The following is an 18,762-nucleotide window of genomic DNA, read 5'->3' as shown; positions in this document are numbered from 1 at the left end:
CACGAAATCGCGCTGAGGTCTTCCGTGTCTCAGGCGGCGTCTACTTCTGGATATCGACGACGAGACGCGTGGGGTTCTCCAGCACGTAGACGTTGTACGGGCGCTGCTCATCCAGCCCGATGAAGTACTGGGAGTCGGCCTCGAAGACGCCGCCGTGGGTCACGCCCTGAATGTTGCCGGCGGCGATCGGCATCGGGCCCACCTCGACCAGGGAGTCGTCGGGGCTGATCAGGCCCATGGGGGTGCCCTGGATCATGAGCTCCAGGTAGGCGTCGCCACGCACGTCGATGGGGTAGCCGGATGCCTGCTGCAGGGGTTCGGGGTTATAGCCGGCGACGTAGCCGGGCGTGCCGGAGCCGGTGAACTCGAAGACGGCGCGGTCGAATCCCTCGTGGGATCCCACGCGCACATCGGCGATGGTCAGCTCGCTGCCCGGCGCCGGAAGCGCGCGGACGTCCTCGGTGGTAAACGGCCCGACGGGGGTGGCCTCCTCCATCGCGGAGAGGGCGTGCGCCGTGGGAACCGCGGTCGTCGTCGCGGGGGCGGTGCTGGTCATGGTTGTGGTTGCGGCGGACGTGGCGGCAGCCGCCTGTTCGGGAGCCGCTCCGTCGTCTTGGCCCGCGCAGGATGCGAGCGCGAGCGTTGTCACCAGTGTGGCAGGAAGCAAGTAACGGGGCTGAAGTTTCATAGTTCGAACATAACCCGCGGGGCGGGGCAGGACGCGTAGGCGCGGGGGATCGTGAACGAAACGTTACCGTGGCAGCGGCCCCGAATCCGGTGGGGTTAGACTCGAGCCAGGCAACACACGAAACCTAAGGAGTCGCACGTGGCTATCAAAGTCGGAGTTCTCGGAGCGAAGGGCCGCGTCGGTTCGGCCGTCGTCGCCGGAGTCAACGCAGCAGAAGACCTCGAGCTAGTAGCCGAGGTCGACCACGGCGACAGCCTGAGCGCACTCACGGACAACGGAGCGGAGGTCGTCGTCGACTTCACCGCCCCCGGGGTCGTGATGGACAATTTGGAGTACTGCATCAACCACGGGATTCACTGCGTCGTGGGCACCACCGGCTTTGACGACGAGCGCTACAATCAGGTGGCGCAGTGGGCGGACGCGAACGAGGGCGTCGGCGTGCTGATCGCCCCGAACTTCGCCATCTCCGCCGTGCTCACCATGGCGTTCGCCCGCCAGGCCGCCCCGTTCTTCGAGTCCGCCGAGGTGGTGGAGTACCACCATCCCCACAAGCTGGACGCCCCGTCCGGCACTGCGATCAAGACGGCCCAGGGCATTGCCCAGGCGCGTCGAGAAGCGGGCATGGACGCAGCGCCTGACGCGACCGAGCAGTCCCTTGAGGGCGCGCGCGGCGCGGACGTCGACGGGGTCCACGTCCACGCGGTGCGCATGACGGGCATGGTCGCCCACGAAGAGGTCATCTTCGGCACGACGGATCAGTCGCTGACCATCCGCCAGGACTCCTACGGCCGGGAATCGTTCGTTCCGGGCGTGCTCACCGGCGTGCGCGAGGTGGCGAACCGCCCGGGTCTGACCATCGGCCTGGATTCGTACCTGGGGCTGTAAACATGGCGGTGGACAGTTCGCTCGATGTCCAGCTCATCGCCGCCAGCACGTTTCGCGTGCCGACGGGTGTGAGCTGGGCGCCCGACGCGCAGGCGACGGACGCGGAGGCGATCGTTGAATTCGCCGGGCGCGCCTGCTACGAAACATTCGACCGCCCCAACCCGCGCACCGCGACGAACGAGGCGTACCTGCGCCACATTATCGACGTCGGCCACGACGCGCTGCTGGAGCACGCGACCGCCACGGTCTACATCCGGGGCCTGTCGCGCGCGGCGGGCAACGAGCTGCTGCGCCACCGCAATTTCTCGTTTTCGCAGCTGAGCCAGCGCTTCATTCCCGACGGCGAGAGCGAGGTGGTCGTTCCCGCGCTCATCGCCGAGGACGCGGAGCTGCGCGAGATGTTCCTCCGCGCCGCGGACGAGACCCGGTTCGTCTACGACGAGCTGCTGCGCGCCCTGGAGAACAACCTCGCCGGCGAGCCGAACTCGCTGCTGCGCCGGAAGAAAGCCCGCCAGGCAGCCCGCGCCATTTTGCCGAACGCGACCGAGACGCGATTCGTGGTCACCGGGAACTACCGCGCGTGGCGGCAGTTCATCGCGGCGCGCGCCTCGGAGCACGCCGATCTGGAGATCCGCACGCTGGCCATCACGTGCCTCGAGCTGTTGCGGGGGAGTGCGCCCACGCTTTTCGACGACTTCCTGGTGAGCGACCTCGCCGATGGCTCGCAGATGGCCACCAGCCCCTACGTCTCCTAAAGAACCCGCCCCGGTGGCGGGGGCAGATTGAGGGCGTGCTGTTGACGCTGCCGGGGTACGCAACGGGTAACCTGTGGTGTCATGGGCATTTCGATGAAAGCTAACACCGGTGCGGACATCTTCGGCACCGTCAGCGTCGCCATGGTCACCCCGTTCGATTCCGACGGGGAGCTAGACCTCGACGCCGGAAGAGCGTTAGCTGCCCACCTCGTAGACAACGGAATCGATTCCCTCGTTCTCGCGGGAACGACGGGTGAGTCTCCCACGACCACCCCGGAGGAAAAGGTCGCGCTGTTGAAGGCCGTCAAAGAGGAGGTCGGCGACCGGGCGAAGCTCATCGCCGGCGCCGGCTCCTACGACACCCGCAAGTCAGTTCAGCTGGCTCAGGCCGCCGAAGAGGCCGGGGCGGACGGCCTGCTGGTGGTCACACCGTATTACTCCAAGCCGTCCCAGGCGGGACTCATCGCCCATTTCGGCGCCGTGGCCGACGCTTCCGCGCTGCCCATCTGCCTTTATGACATTCCCGGCCGCTCGGGAGTTCCCATCGAAGCACGCACGATCCGCCAGCTGGCTGAGCTGCCGACGGTGCAGGCGCTAAAGGACGCGAAGGGCAATTTCTTCGAGGCAGCCAGCCTGATTCAGGAAACTGGCCTGGCCTGGTACTCTGGAGACGATCCGCTCAACCTGCCCTGGCTTTCTGTCGGAGCCACCGGTGTCATCTCGGTGGTGGGGCACGCCGCCCCGCGGTTGCTGCGAGAAATGATTACAAGCTTCGAGGAAGGCGACCTCGCCCGCGCGCGGGAAATCAACGCCAACACCATCGTTACGCTGGCTCGCCAGCAGGCACTTCTCGGTGGTGCGACATTTGCAAAGGCAGCTCTGCGTCTGCAGGGCATTGACGTCGGCGAACCCCGGCTGCCCGTGGTCGGAGCGACCCCGGAGCAGGTCGAGGCTCTCCGCGAAGATATGGAAAAGGCTGGAGTCCTCTAAGTATGAACGAACCCCGCAATCGCGCCCGCAAGGTGACCCGCAAGGCCGGCCCCCCGGAGCCCGCCGACCAGCAGCCTGTGTTCCAGGCGCCCGAGCAGGCACCGGCGGACACCACCGCCGGCGGCTCCGAAGCGCAGGAATCGTCCCGCGACAACCGTGATAACGAGCGTGGTAGCCGAGACAACAACCGCGGCGGCCAGTCGGGCCAGGGTAATAATCAGGGCAACAACCAGGGCAACGGCGGCGGCCGCAACCGCCGGCGTGGTCGTGGCCGCGGCGGAAACGGCGGGAACAACCAGGGCAACGGCGGCGGCAACAACCGCCGCAATCCGATAAAGGGCATGCAGGGCGCGGATCTGACCAAGCGCCTGCCGTCGCCGCCCCAGGCCCCGCAGAACGGCCTGCGCATCTACGCTCTCGGCGGCATCTCTGAGATCGGGCGCAACATGACGGTCTTCGAGTACAACGGGCGCCTCCTCGTCGTCGACTGCGGCGTGCTGTTCCCCAATTCGGGCGAGCCGGGCGTCGACCTCGTCCTGCCGGACTTCGGGCCGATCGAGAACAAGCTCGACAAGATCGAGGCGCTCGTCGTCACGCACGGACACGAGGACCACATCGGCGCGATCCCGTGGCTGCTCAAGCTGCGCCCGGATATCCCGATCTACTCGTCGCGGTTCACCAACGCGCTGATCTCCGCCAAGACGAAGGAGCACCGCCAGCGGCCGAAGCTCAACGAGGTGACCAAGGATTCCGAGCTCAACCTCGGCCCGTTCCGCGTGCGTTTCTGGCACGTCGGTCACTCCATCCCAGAGTGCCTGGGCGTGTCCATCAAGACGGGCGCCGGCCACGTTGTCATGACGGGCGACATCAAGCTCGACCAGACGCCGTACGACGGGCAGCCCACCGATCTGCCGGCGCTGTCCCGCTTCGGCGACGAGGGCATCGACCTGTTCATGTGCGACTCCACCAACGCGACGGTGCCAGGCATCTCACCCTCGGAGCGCGGCATCGAGGAAACTCTCGTGCGTCTGGTCCAGGGCGCGAAGCAGCGCGTGATCATCTCCTCCTTCGCGTCCAACGTGGCACGTGTGCAGATGGCGGTCAACGCGGCCGTGGCGAACGGCCGCAAGGTCGCGTTCAACGGCCGCTCCATGATCCGCAACATGGAGATCGCGGAGAAGATGAGCCTGCTGCGCGCGCCGAAGGGCACGATCATCCCGATCGAGGAAGCGGCGAAGATGGCCCCGCATAAGGTTGTCCTCATCACCACCGGCACCCAGGGCGAGCCGATGGCGGCTCTCTCGCGCATGTCGCGCCGTGAACACCGCCAGATCACGGTGCGCGACGGCGACCTCATCATTCTGTCGTCCTCGCTCATCCCGGGCAACGAGGAAGCCGTGTTCGCGGTGATCAACAACCTCGCGCAGATCGGCGCGACCGTGATCACCAACGCCGACGCGCACGTCCACGCGTCCGGCCACGGCTACGCCGGGGAGCTGCTGTTCCTCTACAACGCGGCTCGTCCCAAGAACGCCATGCCCGTGCACGGGGAGTGGCGCCACATGCGCGCCAACAAGGAGCTGGCGATCTCCACGGGGGTTAAGCCGGAGAACACCGCGCTGGCGCAGAACGGCGTCGTGGTGGACATGGTGGGCGGCAAGATCAGCGTCGTCGGCCAGTACCAGGTGGGCCAGCTCTACGTCGACGGCGAGACCATGGGCGACGTCGACCCGGATGTGCTGGCTGACCGCACCAGCCTGGCGTCTGGCGGCGTGGTGTCGATCACCTGCGTTATTGACGACCGCACCGGTCGCCTGCTGGAGACTCCGCGCGTGTCCACGACGGGCTTCTCGGACGACGACCGCGACTTCAACAAGCGGGTTGCCGAGGGCGTGGAGAACGTGATGAACGACCTCGCCGCACAGGGCGAGAACGACCCGTACCGCATGGTCCAGCAGCTGCGCCGCCAGGTGTCCAAGGCGGTCGAGCAGAAGTACAAGCGCGAGCCGGTCATCCTGCCGACCGTCGTGCCGATGGCCGCGGATAACGTGCCTGTCGACGACGAAGACGTCCAGGCAGCACGCGAGTCGCTCTAAAGCACGTCACGTCTTTCCGGGAGCCCACCCGGTGTCGTGCCCCAGCGCTATGCTGGGGCACATGTCATTTGCGCAGAAGGAACGCGAACGCCTCGGCCGCCTGTTTCTCGAGGTCGGACCCGACGCCCCGACGTTGTGCGAGGGGTGGGTCACCCGCGATCTCGCGTGCCACCTCTACATCCGCGAAAGCAAGCCTCTCGCGGCGGCCGGCAACTTCATCCGCCCGTTGAAGTCGACCCTGGACAAGGAAATGGACGCCCAGCGCGACCGCCCGTACCCCGACGTCGTGCGCGCGTGGGCCGCTGGCCCGCCGCGTTTTGTCGCGCCTTTTGACGCGCTGATGAACACGTCGGAACACTTCGTGCACCACGAGGACGTGCGCCGCGGGGACGGGGTGGCGCGGCCGCGCGAGTTCAGCGCGGCGACGAACGAGGCCCTGCTGACGCTGGCGAAGCGCGTCGGAGCAATGACAATGCGCGCCACGCCCACCCCGGTGGTGCTGACTCCTCCGACCCTTCCACCCGTTACCGTCGGCGGCAAACGGGAGGTGGCGCGTCGCGGGGACGACATCATCCGCGTCAAGGGCGAGCCGGGGGAGCTGCTGCTGTGGGTCTCGGGACGCCGCGCCGTCGACGTCGAGCTCGAGGGTGACGCGGAGAAGATCTCCAAGCTGGACATCGAGCTCTAAACTTCGGCCGCCGCTGGTGTGGCAAATGTTGTTAAAGTGACAATCGGTATTACTGTTACTTACATGTCTGTCACGAACTCGCCCCGCTCGTCTGCGCGCTCGCAGACCGGTCCGCGTGGCCGCAATGGCTCCACGCGGACGTCGACAAGCTTTGGCGCCTCCATGACCCACCCGACGACGTCGACCAACCTCGCGGCGGAGACCTCGGGTGAGCGCGTGGGCTCCGCCTACAGGGCTGTGGGCGATTCGATCGGCGCGGCCGCGAGGGGAGTGGGGTCGGTGTTCTCCAAGCTGGGCAGCGGGATGCGCGGCGGCCGGGACCGTGATGAAAGCGACGGCGGCAGCAACGAGATGGTCGACTTTTTCGATGACGAACCCGACGAGCGGGAGGAGAAGCCGCTGCGGCGCAGGCGCAAGCGCGCAGCGCACGACGCAGACGACGTCGATGGCACGGAAGACGCGGGAAGCGGAGACCGCGCCGACGCGCTCGGTCTCGCGCTCATCGGGCTCGCGGCGATTATTGGCGCCTCCGTCTGGTTCGACATTGCCGGCCCGGTGGGTCACGCGATCGCTCAGGGGGTGCACTGGGTCATCGGCGCGGGCGCGCTGATCCTCCCCGTGGCGCTCGTCGCCGTGGCGGTGGCGCTCATGCTCGATACCCGCAGGGATGCTGCGGTTCGGGCACGGGTGAGCCTCGGGATCGCGATCATCGCGGTGGCCATGCTGGGCCTCATCCACGTCTTCGCCGGAAACCCGGCGGATTGGGAGGGCCGCAGAATCGCGGGCGGGGCGATCGGCGCCGCGCTCGGCGGGGTGCTGGCGGCCGGGTTCTCCTCGTTTGTGGCGGTGCCACTGTTGATCCTCGTGATCATCTACGGCGCGCTGAAGACCACCGGGGTCACGGTGCGGCAGGCGTTTGATCTGGTCAAGGGGTCCGTCTCGACCGCAGCGGCGAACCTGAGCACGCCGGGTCCCGACGATGACCAGTACGGGCACGTGGACCAGGAGCTCGACGACATTGCGGAAGGCCGGGAGCGCGAGCCCCGCCGCGCGCGGACCCGTCCCCAACCTACAACCGAGCCCAAGGCTCAGCTCAAGACGGAGGGTGCGCGCCGCCCGCGCCGGCGTTCACCGCTGGACAATTACCCCGCGGACGAGTCGACGCGCCAGATCCCGCGGGTGCGCGGGCTGGACGACAACCTGCTAGACGATGCCGCCCATGAACCGGCCGCCGAACCCGAGGTGGACGCGGAAGCCGAGGTCACGCACACCCGCGTGCTGCCTCGCCGCGCGCCCGAGAAGACCGAGAAGACCGAGAAGCCCGAGAAGACTCATAAGGCCCAGGAGCCCGAGCCCGACAACTCGGACGATGCGGTGTCCCAGTCGCGCGAGGCGATGCGGGCCGCCATCGTCGCCCGCTCCGGCATCGACGCCGCGGCGGTGCCGGCGTCCACCCCAAAATCGGAGCTGCAGAAGGCCCCGGCCGAGCCCGCGGCGCCGCAGCGGCGCGTCCCGGAGGGCGAGACGGACTACGTGCTGCCGTCGACGGGCCTGCTCATCCCCGGCACCGCGCCGAAGACGCGCACGGAGGCCAACGACCGCATGATCGAGGCCATCACGGACGTCTTCGAGGAGTTCCGCGTCGACGCGCAGGTCACCGGCTTTTCGCGCGGCCCGACAGTGACGCGCTACGAGGTCGAGCTCGGCCCCGGTGTGAAGGTCTCCAAGATCACCAACCTGCAGTCCAACCTCGCGTATGCGGCGGCGACCGACAACGTGCGCCTGCTCACGCCCATTCCCGGCAAGTCGCTCGTGGGTATCGAGGTGCCCAACCAAGACCGCGAGATGGTGCGGCTTCGCGACGTCCTGGACGCCCCGAACGTCGTCGCCGACCGGGACCCGATGCTCATCGGCCTGGGCAAGGACATCGAGGGCGACTTCATCGCCTCGAGCGTGCAGAAGATGCCGCACCTGCTCGTCGCCGGCTCGACCGGCTCCGGTAAGTCGGCGTTTGTCAACTCCCTGCTCATCTCACTGCTCACGCGCGCCACGCCGGAGGAGGTGCGGCTCATCCTGGTCGACCCGAAGATGGTCGAGTTGACCCCCTACGAGGGCATTCCGCACCTGATCACGCCAATCATCACCCAGCCGAAGAAGGCCGCCGCCGCCCTGCAGTGGCTGGTGGAGGAGATGGAGCAGCGCTACATGGACATGAAGTCCTCGCGCGTGCGCCACATCAAGGACTTCAACCGCAAGGTCCGCTCGGGCGAGCTGACGGCCCCTCCGGGCTCGGAGCGGGAGATGCGCCCGTACCCGTTCATCATCTGCGTCGTTGACGAGCTGGCGGATCTGATGATGACGGCCCCGAAGGAGATCGAGGAGTCGATCGTGCGCATCACCCAGAAGGCGCGCGCCGCCGGCATCCACCTCGTGCTGGCCACGCAGCGGCCGTCGGTGGACGTGGTCACCGGCTTGATCAAGACGAATGTGCCCTCGCGTCTGGCGTTCGCGACGTCATCGCTGACGGACTCCCGCGTGATTCTGGATCAGGGGGGCGCGGAGAAGCTCATCGGCATGGGCGACGGCCTGTTCATCCCGCAGGGGGCGGGCAAGCCGCAGCGCCTGCAGGGCGCGTTTGTCACCGACGAGGAGATTCAGGCCGTGGTCGAGGCCGCGAAGTCGCAGGACGAGCCGTCCTACGTCGAGGGCGTCACAGAGGACAAGCAGGCCGAGGCCAAGGTCATCGACGACGACATCGGCAAGGACCTCGATGATCTTCTCGAGGCCGTCGAGCTCGTGGTCGCCTCCCAGCTGGGTTCGACGTCGATGCTGCAGCGCAAGCTGCGCATCGGCTTCGCCAAGGCGGGCCGCCTCATGGATCTCATGGAGTCCCGCGGCGTCGTCGGGCCGTCGGAAGGCTCGAAGGCGCGCGAGGTGCTGGTCAAGCCCGAGGAGCTGGAGACGATCCTGTGGATGATCAAGGGCGCCGACCCTGCCGAGGCGCCCACCGACGAGCCTTCGCTTGGCGACGCCCCCGCCGACGCGACCGAGCCCTCTGCGACGCGTGTGGTCAACGCGACGTACAACCCGACGGGCGGGGCGTTCTAGCGCTCCGGTGGTGTAGACTTGGCCGGGAATTGGAGGGGAGTACCCCGCAATCGCCCTTGATCGTCAGCACGGTGCCCGCGCTTCGCGCGTGCCCCGGTCGGGGTGGCCCGGGACCGTTTCCGGGTGGGGGAGACCTCCGGTCGTGATTTCGTACGTCTGACTGACCGGAGGTTGTTGTGGAGCACATGGGTGTGCCTGCCTCGGTGTGGCTGATCTCGTCGGCCGTCATCGTGGGGTTCTTTATATTCGATTTCTTCGGCCACGTGAAGGACGCGCACGAGCCGACTCTCAAGGAGTCCGGGTTCTGGACGGCGTTCTACGTGACCATCGCGCTCGCGTTCGGCGGGGTGATCTGGTGGTTCTGGGACGGCGAGCACGCCGTGCAGTACTACACCGGCTACGTCACGGAAAAGGCGCTGAGCGTGGACAACCTGTTCGTCTTCGCGCTCATCATGGGGTCGTTCAAGATTCCGCGCAAGTACCAGCAGAAGGTCCTCCTACTAGGCATCGCGATCGCGCTGATCATGCGCCTGTTCTTCATTCTCGTCGGCGCCGCGGTGATCTCCGCGTGGTCGGACGTGTTCTACATCTTCGCCATCTTCCTCATTTGGACCGCCATCAAGCTCGCCTACGACGAGGCGACGGATCAGGAGGAGACCGACCCGAACGACATGCTCGTGGTCAAGACCCTGCGCAAGGTGTTCCCGGTGACGGAGTCGTACCACGGTGACAGGCTGTTCTCCGCAACGCAGGCGGGCAAGCGCGCTGTTACCCCGCTGTTCGTCGCGCTTCTGGCCATTGGTTTTGTCGACGTGCTCTTCGCCCTCGACTCCATCCCGGCGATCTACGGCATCACCACGGAGCCTTTCATCGTGTTCACCACGAACGCATTCTCCCTGCTCGGCCTGCGCCAGATGTACTTCCTGCTTGACGGCCTGCTCGACCGGCTGGTCTACCTCTCGTACGGCCTGGCCATCATCCTCGGCTTCATCGGCGTCAAGCTCCTGCTGCATGCCCTGCACGAGAACAACCTGCCGTTCATCAACGGCGGGGAGAACGTGGTGGTCCCCGAGATCGGCACCGTCACGTCGCTGCTGTTCATCGTGGGCGTCCTTGTGCTCACCGTCATCGCCTCTTTGGTGAAGGACCGCATGGACGTCGCCGCCGGGCGCAAAGATCCGGACGGGCCGACGTGGCACGTGGACTACGACGACCACGGCAACCGCCGGAAGGTGGACAAGCACGGTAACCACCTCGGCTGGATTGATGACCCTGCCACCTCCGGCCGCGGCGACCACACGGCGACCGGGTCTCGTGAGACCGACCACTTGGACGTTTCGCGCGGTGGCAAGAAGTAGGGTGGGTGCTGTGAGCGAGACGCGCAGCCAGCCCCCCTCCAACTGGAACCTGCCCAACGTACTGACGTCGGCACGCATCGTGTTCGTGCCCGTCTTCGCCTGGCTGGTCCTGTCGGAGCGCTGGTGGTGGGCGTTCGGTCTGTTCGTCGTGCTCATGGCCACCGACAAGCTCGACGGCGACATCGCGCGCGCCCGCGGGCTGGTGACGGACTTTGGTAAGATCGCCGACCCGATCGCGGACAAGGCGCTGATGATTACCGCGCTGGTCACACTCAACATCGCGTCCACGCTGCCGGTGTGGATCACCGTGCTTATCGTGGTGCGCGAGCTGGGCATCACGGTGTGGCGCATGTTCATGCTGCGGCGCGGCAGGGTGGTGCCGGCGTCGAAAGGCGGCAAGCTGAAGACGGCGCTGCAGGCCCTCGGCGTCGCGCTGTACCTCTGCCCGCTGCCGGCGTGGATGGACGTGCCGACGCTGATTGTCATGCTCATCGCCACCGCGGTAACGGTGGTTACGGGAATCCAGTACATCGCAGATTCGAGGACGGCTAATCGTGGATAGCATCGACCCCACGGCGCGCGAGCTTGTCGACGCGCTTGCGGCCAGCAACCAGACCATCAGTTTTTGCGAATCGTTGACGGCGGGGCTCGCCGCGGCGACCGTGGCGACGGTGCCGGGCGCGTCCGCCGTGCTGCGCGGGGGCCTGGTGGTCTACGCCACCGACCTGAAGCATTCTCTGGCGCAGGTGGCGCAGCAGGTCCTCGACGAGCATGGCCCGGTTTCTCCCGTCACGGCCCGCGAGATGGCCCGCGGCACGCGGCGCGTGTGCGGCTCCGACTGGGCGGTGGCGGTCACCGGGGTCGCCGGGCCCGACAACCAGGACGGCCATCCGGTAGGTGAAGTGTGGGTAGGCCTGGCCGGCCCGCGGTGGGTCGCGTCGTCGCCCGCGGCCGAGCTCGTAGACTCCGCGGCCGGCCGGTACGCGTTGATCCAGGGCTCCGCCGAACCCGTGCGGGTGCTGGCGGGCGGCCGCGACCAGATCCGCCACGCGGCGGTTGAAGCAGCCCTGCGCGGAGCGATCACCGGGGTGCGGGAACAAAACCGGGCGAGCAACCGTTAATACATTCGATGGCAACCACAACACTTCTTCGCGATACTCTCCAGATTCCGCAGCTGGCGCGCCACCCGGAGCGCGTACCTGAGCGTGAGCCACTGCTGCGTGAGGCTCTGGGGATGTCCCTGCGCGCGTTCCGCGCCGACAAGAACGTCTCCCTGCGCGAGCTCGCCTCCAAGGCGAGGGTGTCCTCCGGCTACATCTCCGAGCTCGAGCGCGGCCGCAAGGAGGTCTCGTCGGAACTTCTGGCGTCGATTTGCGAGGCGCTCGACACCACCGTGGCCGAGGTTTTGCTCGAGGCCGTGGCCAACCTGTCGCTGGAGTCGATCACGCACGAGCTTGAGCGCACCGCGCCCGCCGCTGCCGAGATGTAAGATGGCAAAGCGATTGACCTAAAACAAAAGCTCCCACGAAAGGTTTCCCGCCGCCATGGCTAACCCGTTTACTAAGTTCTGGAACTACCTGATGGCTCTCTTCGACAACAAGATCGAGGAGAACGCAGACCCGAAGATCCAGATCGAGCAGGCTATCAACGAAGCGCAGCGCCAGCACCAGGCGCTGTCTCAGCAGGCGGCAGCCGTGATCGGCAACCAGCGTCAGCTGGAGATGCAGCTCAACCGCCGCCTTGAGGAGGTTGAGAAGCTACAGGCCAACACCCGTCAGGCCCTGCAGCTGGCGGACAAGGCCCGCGGCGAGGGCGACGCCCAGAAGGCTCAGGAGTACGAGAACGCGGCTGAGGCGTTCGCCGCGCAGCTCGTCACCGCCGAGCAGGGCATTGAGGACACCAAGCAGCTGCACGACCAGGCCCTCCAGCAGGCGGCGCAGGCCAAGCAGGCCGTCGAGCGCAACGCGGCGCACCTGCAGCAGCAGGTGGCCGAGCGCTCCAAGCTGCTCTCCCAGCTCGAGCAGGCCAAGATGCAGGAGAAGGTCGCCGAGACCATGTCGTCGATGAACGCGATCACCACCGGCACCCCCAACCTGGACCAGGTGCGCGACAAGATCGAACGCCGCTACGCCAACGCCCTCGGCCAGGCGGAGCTGTCCCAGAACTCCATCCAGGGTCGCATGGCCGAGGTGGAGCAGGCCGGTATCCAGATGGCAGGCCACGGCCGTCTCGAGCAGATCCGCGCCGAAATGGCCGGGGAGCTCACCTCCGGTGCCAAGCCCGCGATCGAGCAGGGCGACACCAACGCCTCCAGCGCGTCCCAGGAGGTCTCCTCCGACGCAGTGGAGGCGCGCATGCGCGAGCTGCGCGGCGAGCGCTAGTCCGTACTAGTCTGCGGCGCCGCGCGCCATGAGTGCCTCACCGATGGCCTCGGCGCGGCGCACGCTGCGAATGACCACCGGCGTCGTGAACGCCGTCAACGAAAGGCCCGCACCGCGGGCCTTTCTCGCGTCGAGGACGTCGTTGACCGTCGAGAGCATCAGCGGGATGAGGCGGATGGTCAGGGAGATGGCCAGGCTGATGTTGTCCACGGGCACCCCGACGCGGGCGAGCGGGGCGAGGCTGCGCTCGAGCGCGTTCATCAGCGCCTCAATCGTCGTGGTCAAGGTCAGCAGGTTGGCCGCCGCGAGCGTTGCGACGAGCCCGATCGACGTGGTCAGCGCCCGCGCCGCGCCGTCCTGCCACCACAGAAACGCGCCCAGAAGGACGATCAGGGGTACCACCGGCGCGGTCTGCCGCACGGCGGTGCCGAGCGGGATGCGGGCGAGCATGTAGGCGAGCACCACTCCCACCAGTGCCGCCACGGAGTGCCACGGCTGGGTGGGCAGGACAGCTGTGGCGACGGCCACGGCGACGAGTGCTGCTAGTTTGGCGGCTGGGGAGGCCCGGTGCACCGGGGAGTTTCCCGGCACGTACACGCTTAAGGGAATGTTGCGCAGCATCGGTTTAGTCCTGGGCGTCCATGAGGGCGGTGTAGAAGGCGGTGGCGTCGGCCGGGGGGCCGTCGAAAAGCACGGCTCCTTCGCTCACGCACAGGACCCGGTCGAAGTCGCGCAGCATCTCGAGGTCGTGGGTGACAACGATGAGCTGCTGGTCAAGGGCCGAGAGCTCGCGGATGATGCGGCGGCGGTTGCGCATGTCCAGCAGGGTGGTGGGCTCGTCGAGGATCACCGTGTCCGGCTCGATGACAAGGACGGCGGCGAGCGCGAGCAACTGCTTCTCGCCGCCGGAGAGGGTGTGCGGCGAGTTCTCGCGCCTGTCGGTCAGCCCGAAGCGCTCGAGCATGCTGTCCACCCGCCGCGCCACCTCGACGCGGGGAAGCTTGAAGCGGCGCAGGGAGAACGCGATGTCGTCGGCGACACGCGGCATGACGATTTGTGATTCCGCGTCGGCGAAGACGAACCCCACTTTGCGGCGGACGCGCTTGCCGTCGGCGGTCGGGTCCATGCCCTCGTAGGTCACGGACCCGGTGGTGGGGGTGATCAGCCCGTTGATCAGCCTGACCAGGGTGGACTTGCCCGAGCCGTTGGCGCCGATGATTCCGATGCGGCGCTCGCTCAGTTCGAGGTTGAGGGGGCGCAGGACGGTGGTGCCTTCGAAGGTGACGCCCGCGCCCTGAAAACGGATGGTGGGCACTGCTACTTAGCGGGCCTCGCGGCGCAGGAGCTGGGGGAACGCCGCGTGCACGCTGATGGCGATGGCGACCATGACCGCCATCTCGATCAGGTCGGTGGGGATGAAAGGCAGCTGGGCCGCGGCGGCCGCGGGCACGTCGAGGCCCGCGCGCAGGACCATGCCGATGGCGCCGAAGAGGTACTGCAGCGCCAGGCCCACGACACCGGCGAGGATGAACAGACCCACCTTCGCTCCTTGGGGCTTGCCGACGACGCGCGCCGCGATGAATCCGGCCACGGGGACGGCGACGAGGTAGCTGATGATGTAGCCCACCGTCGGCGAGGTCAGGGCGAAGTAGGTGGTCCGGCCCCCGGCGAGGACGGGGAAGATAAACCCGATGAGGAGGAACAGCGCGGCGGTGAAGAAGCCGCGGCGCGGGCCGAGCACGAGCCCGGCCAGGATGATCGCCGTGTTCTGGAGCAGGATGGGCACGCCGAGGGCGCCGACGGGGATGGCCACGAAGCCGAGGACGATGACGAGCGCGGTAAAGACCGCGACGTAGGCGATATCGGAGGTGGTGCTCCGCGCCGGCTGAGAGTTGACTGGTGTTGACATGGATAGCACTGTACTTGAACGCCGTTCAAGGGGTGGGCACGAGGGGATAAAAGGTATATTCGGTGCCATGCGTCTGACGGAATTTCACCAGTTAGTGGAAGATGAATTCGGCCCCGCGAACGCGCAGTGGGTCATGGATTCGCAGGTGCTGCCCCCGTACAACCAGACGGCCAACGAGATGATTGAAAGCGGCATCGATCCCCGCGAGGCGTGGGAGGCGCTGTGCCGCGCCTACGACGTGCCGGAGGAGCGCAGGCTGGGAGTGGACCGACCCGGCTTCTAACGCGCCACGGCGCGCCGCTGTTATTCGAACACGTTTGCGTGTAAAATACGGGGATGTCTAGGCAGCGGGCTACGCTGGCGGCAGCAATTTCACAGAAGTAGGGAACCAGGGCCCCGGCTGACGGGTCTAAAGAGTCAAGAGCCAACAGTCAACCGCATGGCCCGCACGAAATTTGAAACGAACTCGAGGGAGTGCACTTTTAATGGCGACAAAGAAGAAAACCGCTGCGGTAGCCGGCAGTGACCGGCAGAACGCGCTCGACGCGGCCCTCGCGATGATTGAGAAGGACTTCGGCAAGGGCGCGATCATGCGCCTGGGCGAGGAGAACCGCCCGCCGATCCAGACCATCTCCTCGGGCAACACGGCGATCGACGTCGCCCTCGGCATCGGCGGGTGGCCCCGCGGCCGTGTCGTGGAGATTTACGGCCCCGAGTCCTCCGGCAAGACCACGGTGGCGCTGCACGCCATCGCCTCGGCGCAGCGCGCGGGAGGCATCGCCGCGTTCATCGACGCGGAGCACGCGCTCGACCCGGATTACGCCCGCAAGCTCGGCGTGGATACGGATAACCTGCTCGTGTCCCAGCCGGACACCGGTGAGCAGGCGCTCGAGATCGCGGACATGCTGGTGCGCTCCGGCGCGATCGACATCCTCGTCATCGACTCGGTGGCGGCGCTGACGCCGAAGGCGGAAATCGAGGGCGAAATGGGCGATTCCCACGTCGGCCTGCAGGCGCGCCTTATGTCCCAGGCGCTGCGCAAGATGACGGGCGCGCTGTACAACTCCGGCACCACCGCCATCTTCATCAACCAGCTGCGCGAGAAGATCGGCGTCATGTTCGGCTCCCCCGAGACCACCACCGGCGGCAAGGCGTTGAAGTTCTATGCCTCCGTGCGCTGTGACGTCCGCCGGATCCAGACACTGAAAGACGGCCAGGACTCCATCGGTAACCGCACGAGGCTCAAGGTGGTCAAGAACAAGGTGTCCCCGCCGTTCAAGGTCGCCGAGTTCGACATCATGTACGGCGAGGGAATCTCGCGGGAATCCTCCATCATCGATATGGGCGTGGACAACGGCATCGTGAAAAAGTCGGGCTCCTGGTTCACCTACGAGGGCGACCAGCTGGGCCAGGGCAAAGAGAAGGCGCGACTGTTCCTCAAGGAAAACACCGACCTGGCCAACGAGATCGAGGACAAGATCTTCCAGAAGCTCGGCGTGGGCGCGTATGCGGGGGGCAGCAACGACGAGCTGACCGACGACCCGGTGGACATGGTGCCCAACATCGACTTCGACGACGATGACGACTCTGCCGGTGTCGCCGGTGTCGCCGAGGACACCGCCGGCGTCGCCGCCGACGAGTAGGCGGCGTGGCAGACCCGGACAAGATCGCCCGGCTGCAGGCAGCGCTGGAATCCTACGAGGCGGGGGAGGGTCCGGCGCTGTTCGACCGCGCCGAGGAGGAGGCCCTGGCACCCGTGCGCAAGCGGGTGCTCGGGCTGCTGGACCAACGCGCCCGCTCCAAGGCCGAGCTGCGCGGGAGGCTGATGGACGCCGAGTTCCAGCCCGACCTGGTGGACAAGGTCATCGCGGACCTCGAGCGCGCCGGCCTGATCAATGACGCGTCCTTCGCCCACGAGTGGGTGCGCCAGCGTGCGTCCCGCCGAGGCAAGTCCGCACGCGCGCTCGACATGGAGTTGCGCGACAAGGGCGTTCCCGAGGCCGTGCGCCGGGACGCTCTCGAGCAGATTTCCGCCGCCGACGAGGAGGCGGCAGCGCGCGCCGTGGCGGAAAAGAAGGCCCGCGACGTCAAGGCCGCCCCCGCCGGCCGCGCCGAATACGACAAGCACCTCCGGCGCATCATCGGGGTGATGGCGCGCCGCGGCTACTCCTCCGAGCTGAGCATGCGGCTGGGCCGGGAGGTGCTCGACGCGCGGATCGACGAGGTGTCGGAAGCCTCCGGGGACGCCTAGGGCGCGGGTTTCACGCCGCCCGGCGTTTGAGCGTCCAGCGTCGAAGTCGCCGTGGGCAGCGCGTGCTCGTCGTCGACGGCCGGCACCCGCGCGAACGGGTTGCGGCGGGTGCGCCCGGCGCGCAGCTGCATCTCAACGCGCGTGGCCAGAACGGTCAGCGCGTAGTTGATCGCGATCATAATGACGGCCACGACGATCAGGGACGGGATGTAATTCCTGTTCGAGGATGCCACCTGTGTGGCGGAGCGGACGACCTCGACGTAGCCGATCTGGTAGCCCAGTGCGGAGTCCTTCAGGGCGATGACGATCTGGGCGATGAGCGCGGGGAGCATGGCGGCCACCGACTGCGGGAGCAGGATCTTCCACATCGTCTGCCAGTGCGTCATGCCGAGCGCGTGGGCGGCCTCCGTCTGCCCGCGTGGCAGGGAGCGGATGCCCGCGCGCAGGATCTCCGCGATGACGGAGCCGTTGTATAGCGTCAGCGCAACGACCACGGCCCAGAACGCCAGGCTGCGGGGTGCCACCAGGTGGAACACGGCGAACAACTGGTACAGGAAGATCATCAGCAGGAGCACCGGAATGGCGCGGAAGAACTCGATGACCACGGCGCACACCCAGCGCACCGCCTTGATCTCGGAGAGGCGGCCGAGGCCGAAGACGACGCCGAAGACGAGCGCAAAGACGATGCTCAGCGCGGCGGCCTTCAAGGTGCCCCACAGGCCGGGCAAGATGTAGGTGGTCCAGGTGTTGGCGTTGATAAACGGCGTCCACTTCTCGGCGTCGAGCTGGCCGTTAGCGGCCAGCCGCGAGACCACCCACCAGGCGAGAAGGCCTAGGAGGATGAGCGTGATCACGGTGTAGATGGTGTTGCGGCGCCTGGCGCGGGGGCCGGGGGCGTCGTAAAGCACTGTAGCTCCTGTAGCTCGGGTAGCTCTCACAGCAGACATTTATCGCTTCACCGCCAGTCGTTCAGAAAGCCAGCCCAAGGCAAGGCCCATGGGCAGGGTGAGGATGATGAACCCGAGGGCGAACACGCCGAAGATGACGAACAGCTCGTTGGCGTGCATCTCGATGGTGGATTTCATCAGCAGCGACGCCTCGGCGACGCCGATGACGGAGGCGATCGTGGTGTTCTTCGTCAGCGCGATCAAGGTGTTGCCCAGCGGGATGATGGCTGCGCGCAGCGCCTGCGGGAAGATGATGAGGCTGAAGATCTGGCCGAAGCCCAGCCCCAGCGAGCGGGCGGCCTCGGACTGCCCGACGTGCACGGTGTTGATGCCGCTGCGCAGGGACTCCGCGACGAAGCACGACGTGTAGAGAATGAAGCCGAGGACGGCCAAGCGGAAGTTCTGGTCGGCGATAAACGTCGAGGATTCGCGGCTGGCCAACTGCAACCCCAGGTTCTGGTAGAGCCCGAAGGAGCAGAACAAGATCACCAGGGTCAGCGGGGTGTTGCGCACGGTGTTGATGTAGAACCCGGAAAGACCGCGCAAGGTGCCCACGGGGGAGACCCTCATGGCTGTGAGCAGCGTGCCGAGGATCATGGCGCCGATGGCGGAATACACCGTCAGTTTGATGGTGGTCCAAAATGCGGGCCACAGGTCGGGCAGCAGGTCTGCCCACAGGGCTTGCATGGGGTCTTATTCCTCCCGG

The 18,762-nt window shown here is 66.9% G+C and carries 20 protein-coding genes; 14 read left to right on the top strand and 6 right to left on the bottom strand.

Annotation, left to right across the window (positions count from 1 at the left end; all coding sequences use genetic code 11):
- Positions 1–40 precede the first annotated feature (40 nt).
- Positions 41–688: an AMIN-like domain-containing (lipo)protein gene (locus tag BLS40_RS03895; protein WP_157672437.1), complete on the bottom strand. Its 648-nt coding sequence runs from the start codon at positions 686–688 to the stop codon at positions 41–43.
- A 138-nt stretch (positions 689–826) separates the two neighbouring features.
- Between BLS40_RS03895 and dapB the strand changes: the two genes are divergently transcribed.
- The 11 genes from dapB to BLS40_RS03840 all read left to right on the top strand — a co-directional run bounded on the left by dapB (position 827) and on the right by BLS40_RS03840 (position 12,949).
- Entirely contained in the window at positions 827–1,573 is a 747-nt protein-coding gene (gene dapB, locus BLS40_RS03890) for a 4-hydroxy-tetrahydrodipicolinate reductase (protein ID WP_092148972.1), read from the top strand.
- 2 nt (positions 1,574–1,575) lie between these two features.
- On the top strand, positions 1,576–2,328 hold the full coding sequence (thyX, locus tag BLS40_RS03885) for an FAD-dependent thymidylate synthase (protein WP_092148969.1): 753 nt from the start codon (positions 1,576–1,578) through the stop codon (positions 2,326–2,328).
- Positions 2,329–2,409: 81 nt separating this feature from the next.
- Positions 2,410–3,318: a 4-hydroxy-tetrahydrodipicolinate synthase gene (dapA, locus tag BLS40_RS03880; RefSeq protein ID WP_092148967.1), complete on the top strand. Its 909-nt coding sequence runs from the start codon at positions 2,410–2,412 to the stop codon at positions 3,316–3,318.
- Positions 3,319–3,320: 2 nt separating this feature from the next.
- Positions 3,321–5,414, top strand: a complete 2,094-nt coding sequence (locus BLS40_RS03875; RefSeq protein ID WP_092148964.1) for a ribonuclease J — start codon at positions 3,321–3,323, stop codon at positions 5,412–5,414.
- Between the two features lie 61 nt (positions 5,415–5,475).
- The gene (locus BLS40_RS03870; protein WP_092152140.1) at positions 5,476–6,102 is read left to right on the top strand and encodes a TIGR03085 family metal-binding protein; all 627 of its coding nucleotides are present in this window, start codon (positions 5,476–5,478) and stop codon (positions 6,100–6,102) included.
- 63 nt (positions 6,103–6,165) lie between these two features.
- Positions 6,166–9,210, top strand: coding sequence for a DNA translocase FtsK (locus BLS40_RS03865; protein ID WP_092148962.1), 3,045 nt, complete (start codon positions 6,166–6,168; stop codon positions 9,208–9,210).
- A gap of 185 nt (positions 9,211–9,395) precedes the next feature.
- Complete coding sequence (locus BLS40_RS03860) at positions 9,396–10,568, top strand: TerC family protein (protein WP_092152138.1); 1,173 nt, start codon at positions 9,396–9,398, stop codon at positions 10,566–10,568.
- A gap of 10 nt (positions 10,569–10,578) precedes the next feature.
- The gene (pgsA, locus tag BLS40_RS03855; RefSeq protein ID WP_231908511.1) at positions 10,579–11,130 is read left to right on the top strand and encodes a CDP-diacylglycerol--glycerol-3-phosphate 3-phosphatidyltransferase; all 552 of its coding nucleotides are present in this window, start codon (positions 10,579–10,581) and stop codon (positions 11,128–11,130) included.
- Between the two features lies 1 nt (position 11,131).
- Positions 11,132–11,689, top strand: a complete 558-nt coding sequence (locus tag BLS40_RS03850; protein WP_092152136.1) for a CinA family protein — start codon at positions 11,132–11,134, stop codon at positions 11,687–11,689.
- Positions 11,690–11,697: 8 nt separating this feature from the next.
- Positions 11,698–12,057: a helix-turn-helix domain-containing protein gene (locus tag BLS40_RS03845; RefSeq protein WP_092148957.1), complete on the top strand. Its 360-nt coding sequence runs from the start codon at positions 11,698–11,700 to the stop codon at positions 12,055–12,057.
- Positions 12,058–12,112: 55 nt separating this feature from the next.
- Positions 12,113–12,949, top strand: a complete 837-nt coding sequence (locus BLS40_RS03840) for a PspA/IM30 family protein (protein ID WP_092148954.1) — start codon at positions 12,113–12,115, stop codon at positions 12,947–12,949.
- A gap of 6 nt (positions 12,950–12,955) precedes the next feature.
- Here the strand turns inward: BLS40_RS03840 and BLS40_RS03835 are convergent, their stop codons facing one another.
- Genes BLS40_RS03835 through BLS40_RS03825 form a run of 3 tightly spaced genes read right to left on the bottom strand, consistent with a single transcriptional unit; the run spans position 12,956 to position 14,858 of the window.
- A complete protein-coding gene (locus BLS40_RS03835; protein WP_092148951.1) occupies positions 12,956–13,570 on the bottom strand; it encodes an energy-coupling factor transporter transmembrane component T family protein in 615 nt (204 codons plus the stop codon).
- Between the two features lie 4 nt (positions 13,571–13,574).
- Positions 13,575–14,264, bottom strand: a complete 690-nt coding sequence (locus BLS40_RS03830; RefSeq protein ID WP_092148948.1) for an energy-coupling factor ABC transporter ATP-binding protein — start codon at positions 14,262–14,264, stop codon at positions 13,575–13,577.
- A 6-nt stretch (positions 14,265–14,270) separates the two neighbouring features.
- Positions 14,271–14,858 (bottom strand): biotin transporter BioY, encoded by a 588-nt coding sequence (locus tag BLS40_RS03825; protein ID WP_092148945.1) that lies wholly within the window; start codon positions 14,856–14,858, stop codon positions 14,271–14,273.
- 67 nt (positions 14,859–14,925) lie between these two features.
- On the opposite strand from BLS40_RS03825, the gene BLS40_RS03820 reads away from it, so the two are divergent.
- The 3 genes from BLS40_RS03820 (at position 14,926) to recX (ending at position 17,109) form a co-directional block, all read left to right on the top strand.
- Entirely contained in the window at positions 14,926–15,141 is a 216-nt protein-coding gene (locus BLS40_RS03820; protein ID WP_092148942.1) for a DUF3046 domain-containing protein, read from the top strand.
- A 202-nt stretch (positions 15,142–15,343) separates the two neighbouring features.
- Entirely contained in the window at positions 15,344–16,501 is a 1,158-nt protein-coding gene (recA, locus tag BLS40_RS03815; RefSeq protein ID WP_092148939.1) for a recombinase RecA, read from the top strand.
- Positions 16,502–16,506: 5 nt separating this feature from the next.
- The gene (gene recX / locus BLS40_RS03810; RefSeq protein ID WP_092148937.1) at positions 16,507–17,109 is read left to right on the top strand and encodes a recombination regulator RecX; all 603 of its coding nucleotides are present in this window, start codon (positions 16,507–16,509) and stop codon (positions 17,107–17,109) included.
- On the opposite strand, the gene BLS40_RS03805 is transcribed toward recX, so the two are convergent.
- Both BLS40_RS03805 and gluC read right to left on the bottom strand, forming a co-directional pair.
- Positions 17,106–18,056, bottom strand: coding sequence for an amino acid ABC transporter permease (locus BLS40_RS03805; RefSeq protein ID WP_092148934.1), 951 nt, complete (start codon positions 18,054–18,056; stop codon positions 17,106–17,108). The two genes, recX and BLS40_RS03805, sit on opposite strands and share 4 nt — an antisense overlap.
- Positions 18,057–18,743 carry a glutamate ABC transporter permease GluC gene (gluC, locus tag BLS40_RS03800; protein ID WP_092148931.1) on the bottom strand — a complete coding sequence of 229 codons (687 nt, stop codon included), beginning with the start codon at positions 18,741–18,743 and terminating at the stop codon, positions 18,057–18,059.
- Positions 18,744–18,762 lie beyond the last annotated feature (19 nt).

Origin of the sequence: Corynebacterium mycetoides, from assembly GCF_900103625.1 — a bacterium.
In the GTDB taxonomy this organism is placed as follows: Bacteria; Actinomycetota; Actinomycetes; order Mycobacteriales; family Mycobacteriaceae; genus Corynebacterium; species Corynebacterium mycetoides.
The sequence above is the reverse complement of the archived record's forward strand: the minus strand, read 5'-3'. Positions and strand labels throughout refer to the sequence as shown.

Coding starts and splice junctions, on each gene's coding strand:
- BLS40_RS03895 (WP_157672437.1), bottom strand. CDS start 688: ATGAAACTTCAGCCCCGTTACTTGCTTCCTGCCACACTGGTGACAACG.
- thyX (WP_092148969.1), top strand. CDS start 1,576: ATGGCGGTGGACAGTTCGCTCGATGTCCAGCTCATCGCCGCCAGCACG.
- dapA (WP_092148967.1), top strand. CDS start 2,410: ATGGGCATTTCGATGAAAGCTAACACCGGTGCGGACATCTTCGGCACC.
- BLS40_RS03875 (WP_092148964.1), top strand. CDS start 3,321: ATGAACGAACCCCGCAATCGCGCCCGCAAGGTGACCCGCAAGGCCGGC.
- BLS40_RS03870 (WP_092152140.1), top strand. CDS start 5,476: ATGTCATTTGCGCAGAAGGAACGCGAACGCCTCGGCCGCCTGTTTCTC.
- BLS40_RS03865 (WP_092148962.1), top strand. CDS start 6,166: ATGTCTGTCACGAACTCGCCCCGCTCGTCTGCGCGCTCGCAGACCGGT.
- BLS40_RS03860 (WP_092152138.1), top strand. CDS start 9,396: ATGGGTGTGCCTGCCTCGGTGTGGCTGATCTCGTCGGCCGTCATCGTG.
- BLS40_RS03845 (WP_092148957.1), top strand. CDS start 11,698: ATGGCAACCACAACACTTCTTCGCGATACTCTCCAGATTCCGCAGCTG.
- BLS40_RS03840 (WP_092148954.1), top strand. CDS start 12,113: ATGGCTAACCCGTTTACTAAGTTCTGGAACTACCTGATGGCTCTCTTC.
- BLS40_RS03835 (WP_092148951.1), bottom strand. CDS start 13,570: ATGCTGCGCAACATTCCCTTAAGCGTGTACGTGCCGGGAAACTCCCCG.
- BLS40_RS03825 (WP_092148945.1), bottom strand. CDS start 14,858: ATGTCAACACCAGTCAACTCTCAGCCGGCGCGGAGCACCACCTCCGAT.
- BLS40_RS03820 (WP_092148942.1), top strand. CDS start 14,926: ATGCGTCTGACGGAATTTCACCAGTTAGTGGAAGATGAATTCGGCCCC.
- recA (WP_092148939.1), top strand. CDS start 15,344: ATGGCGACAAAGAAGAAAACCGCTGCGGTAGCCGGCAGTGACCGGCAG.
- BLS40_RS03805 (WP_092148934.1), bottom strand. CDS start 18,056: ATGTCTGCTGTGAGAGCTACCCGAGCTACAGGAGCTACAGTGCTTTAC.
- gluC (WP_092148931.1), bottom strand. CDS start 18,743: ATGCAAGCCCTGTGGGCAGACCTGCTGCCCGACCTGTGGCCCGCATTT.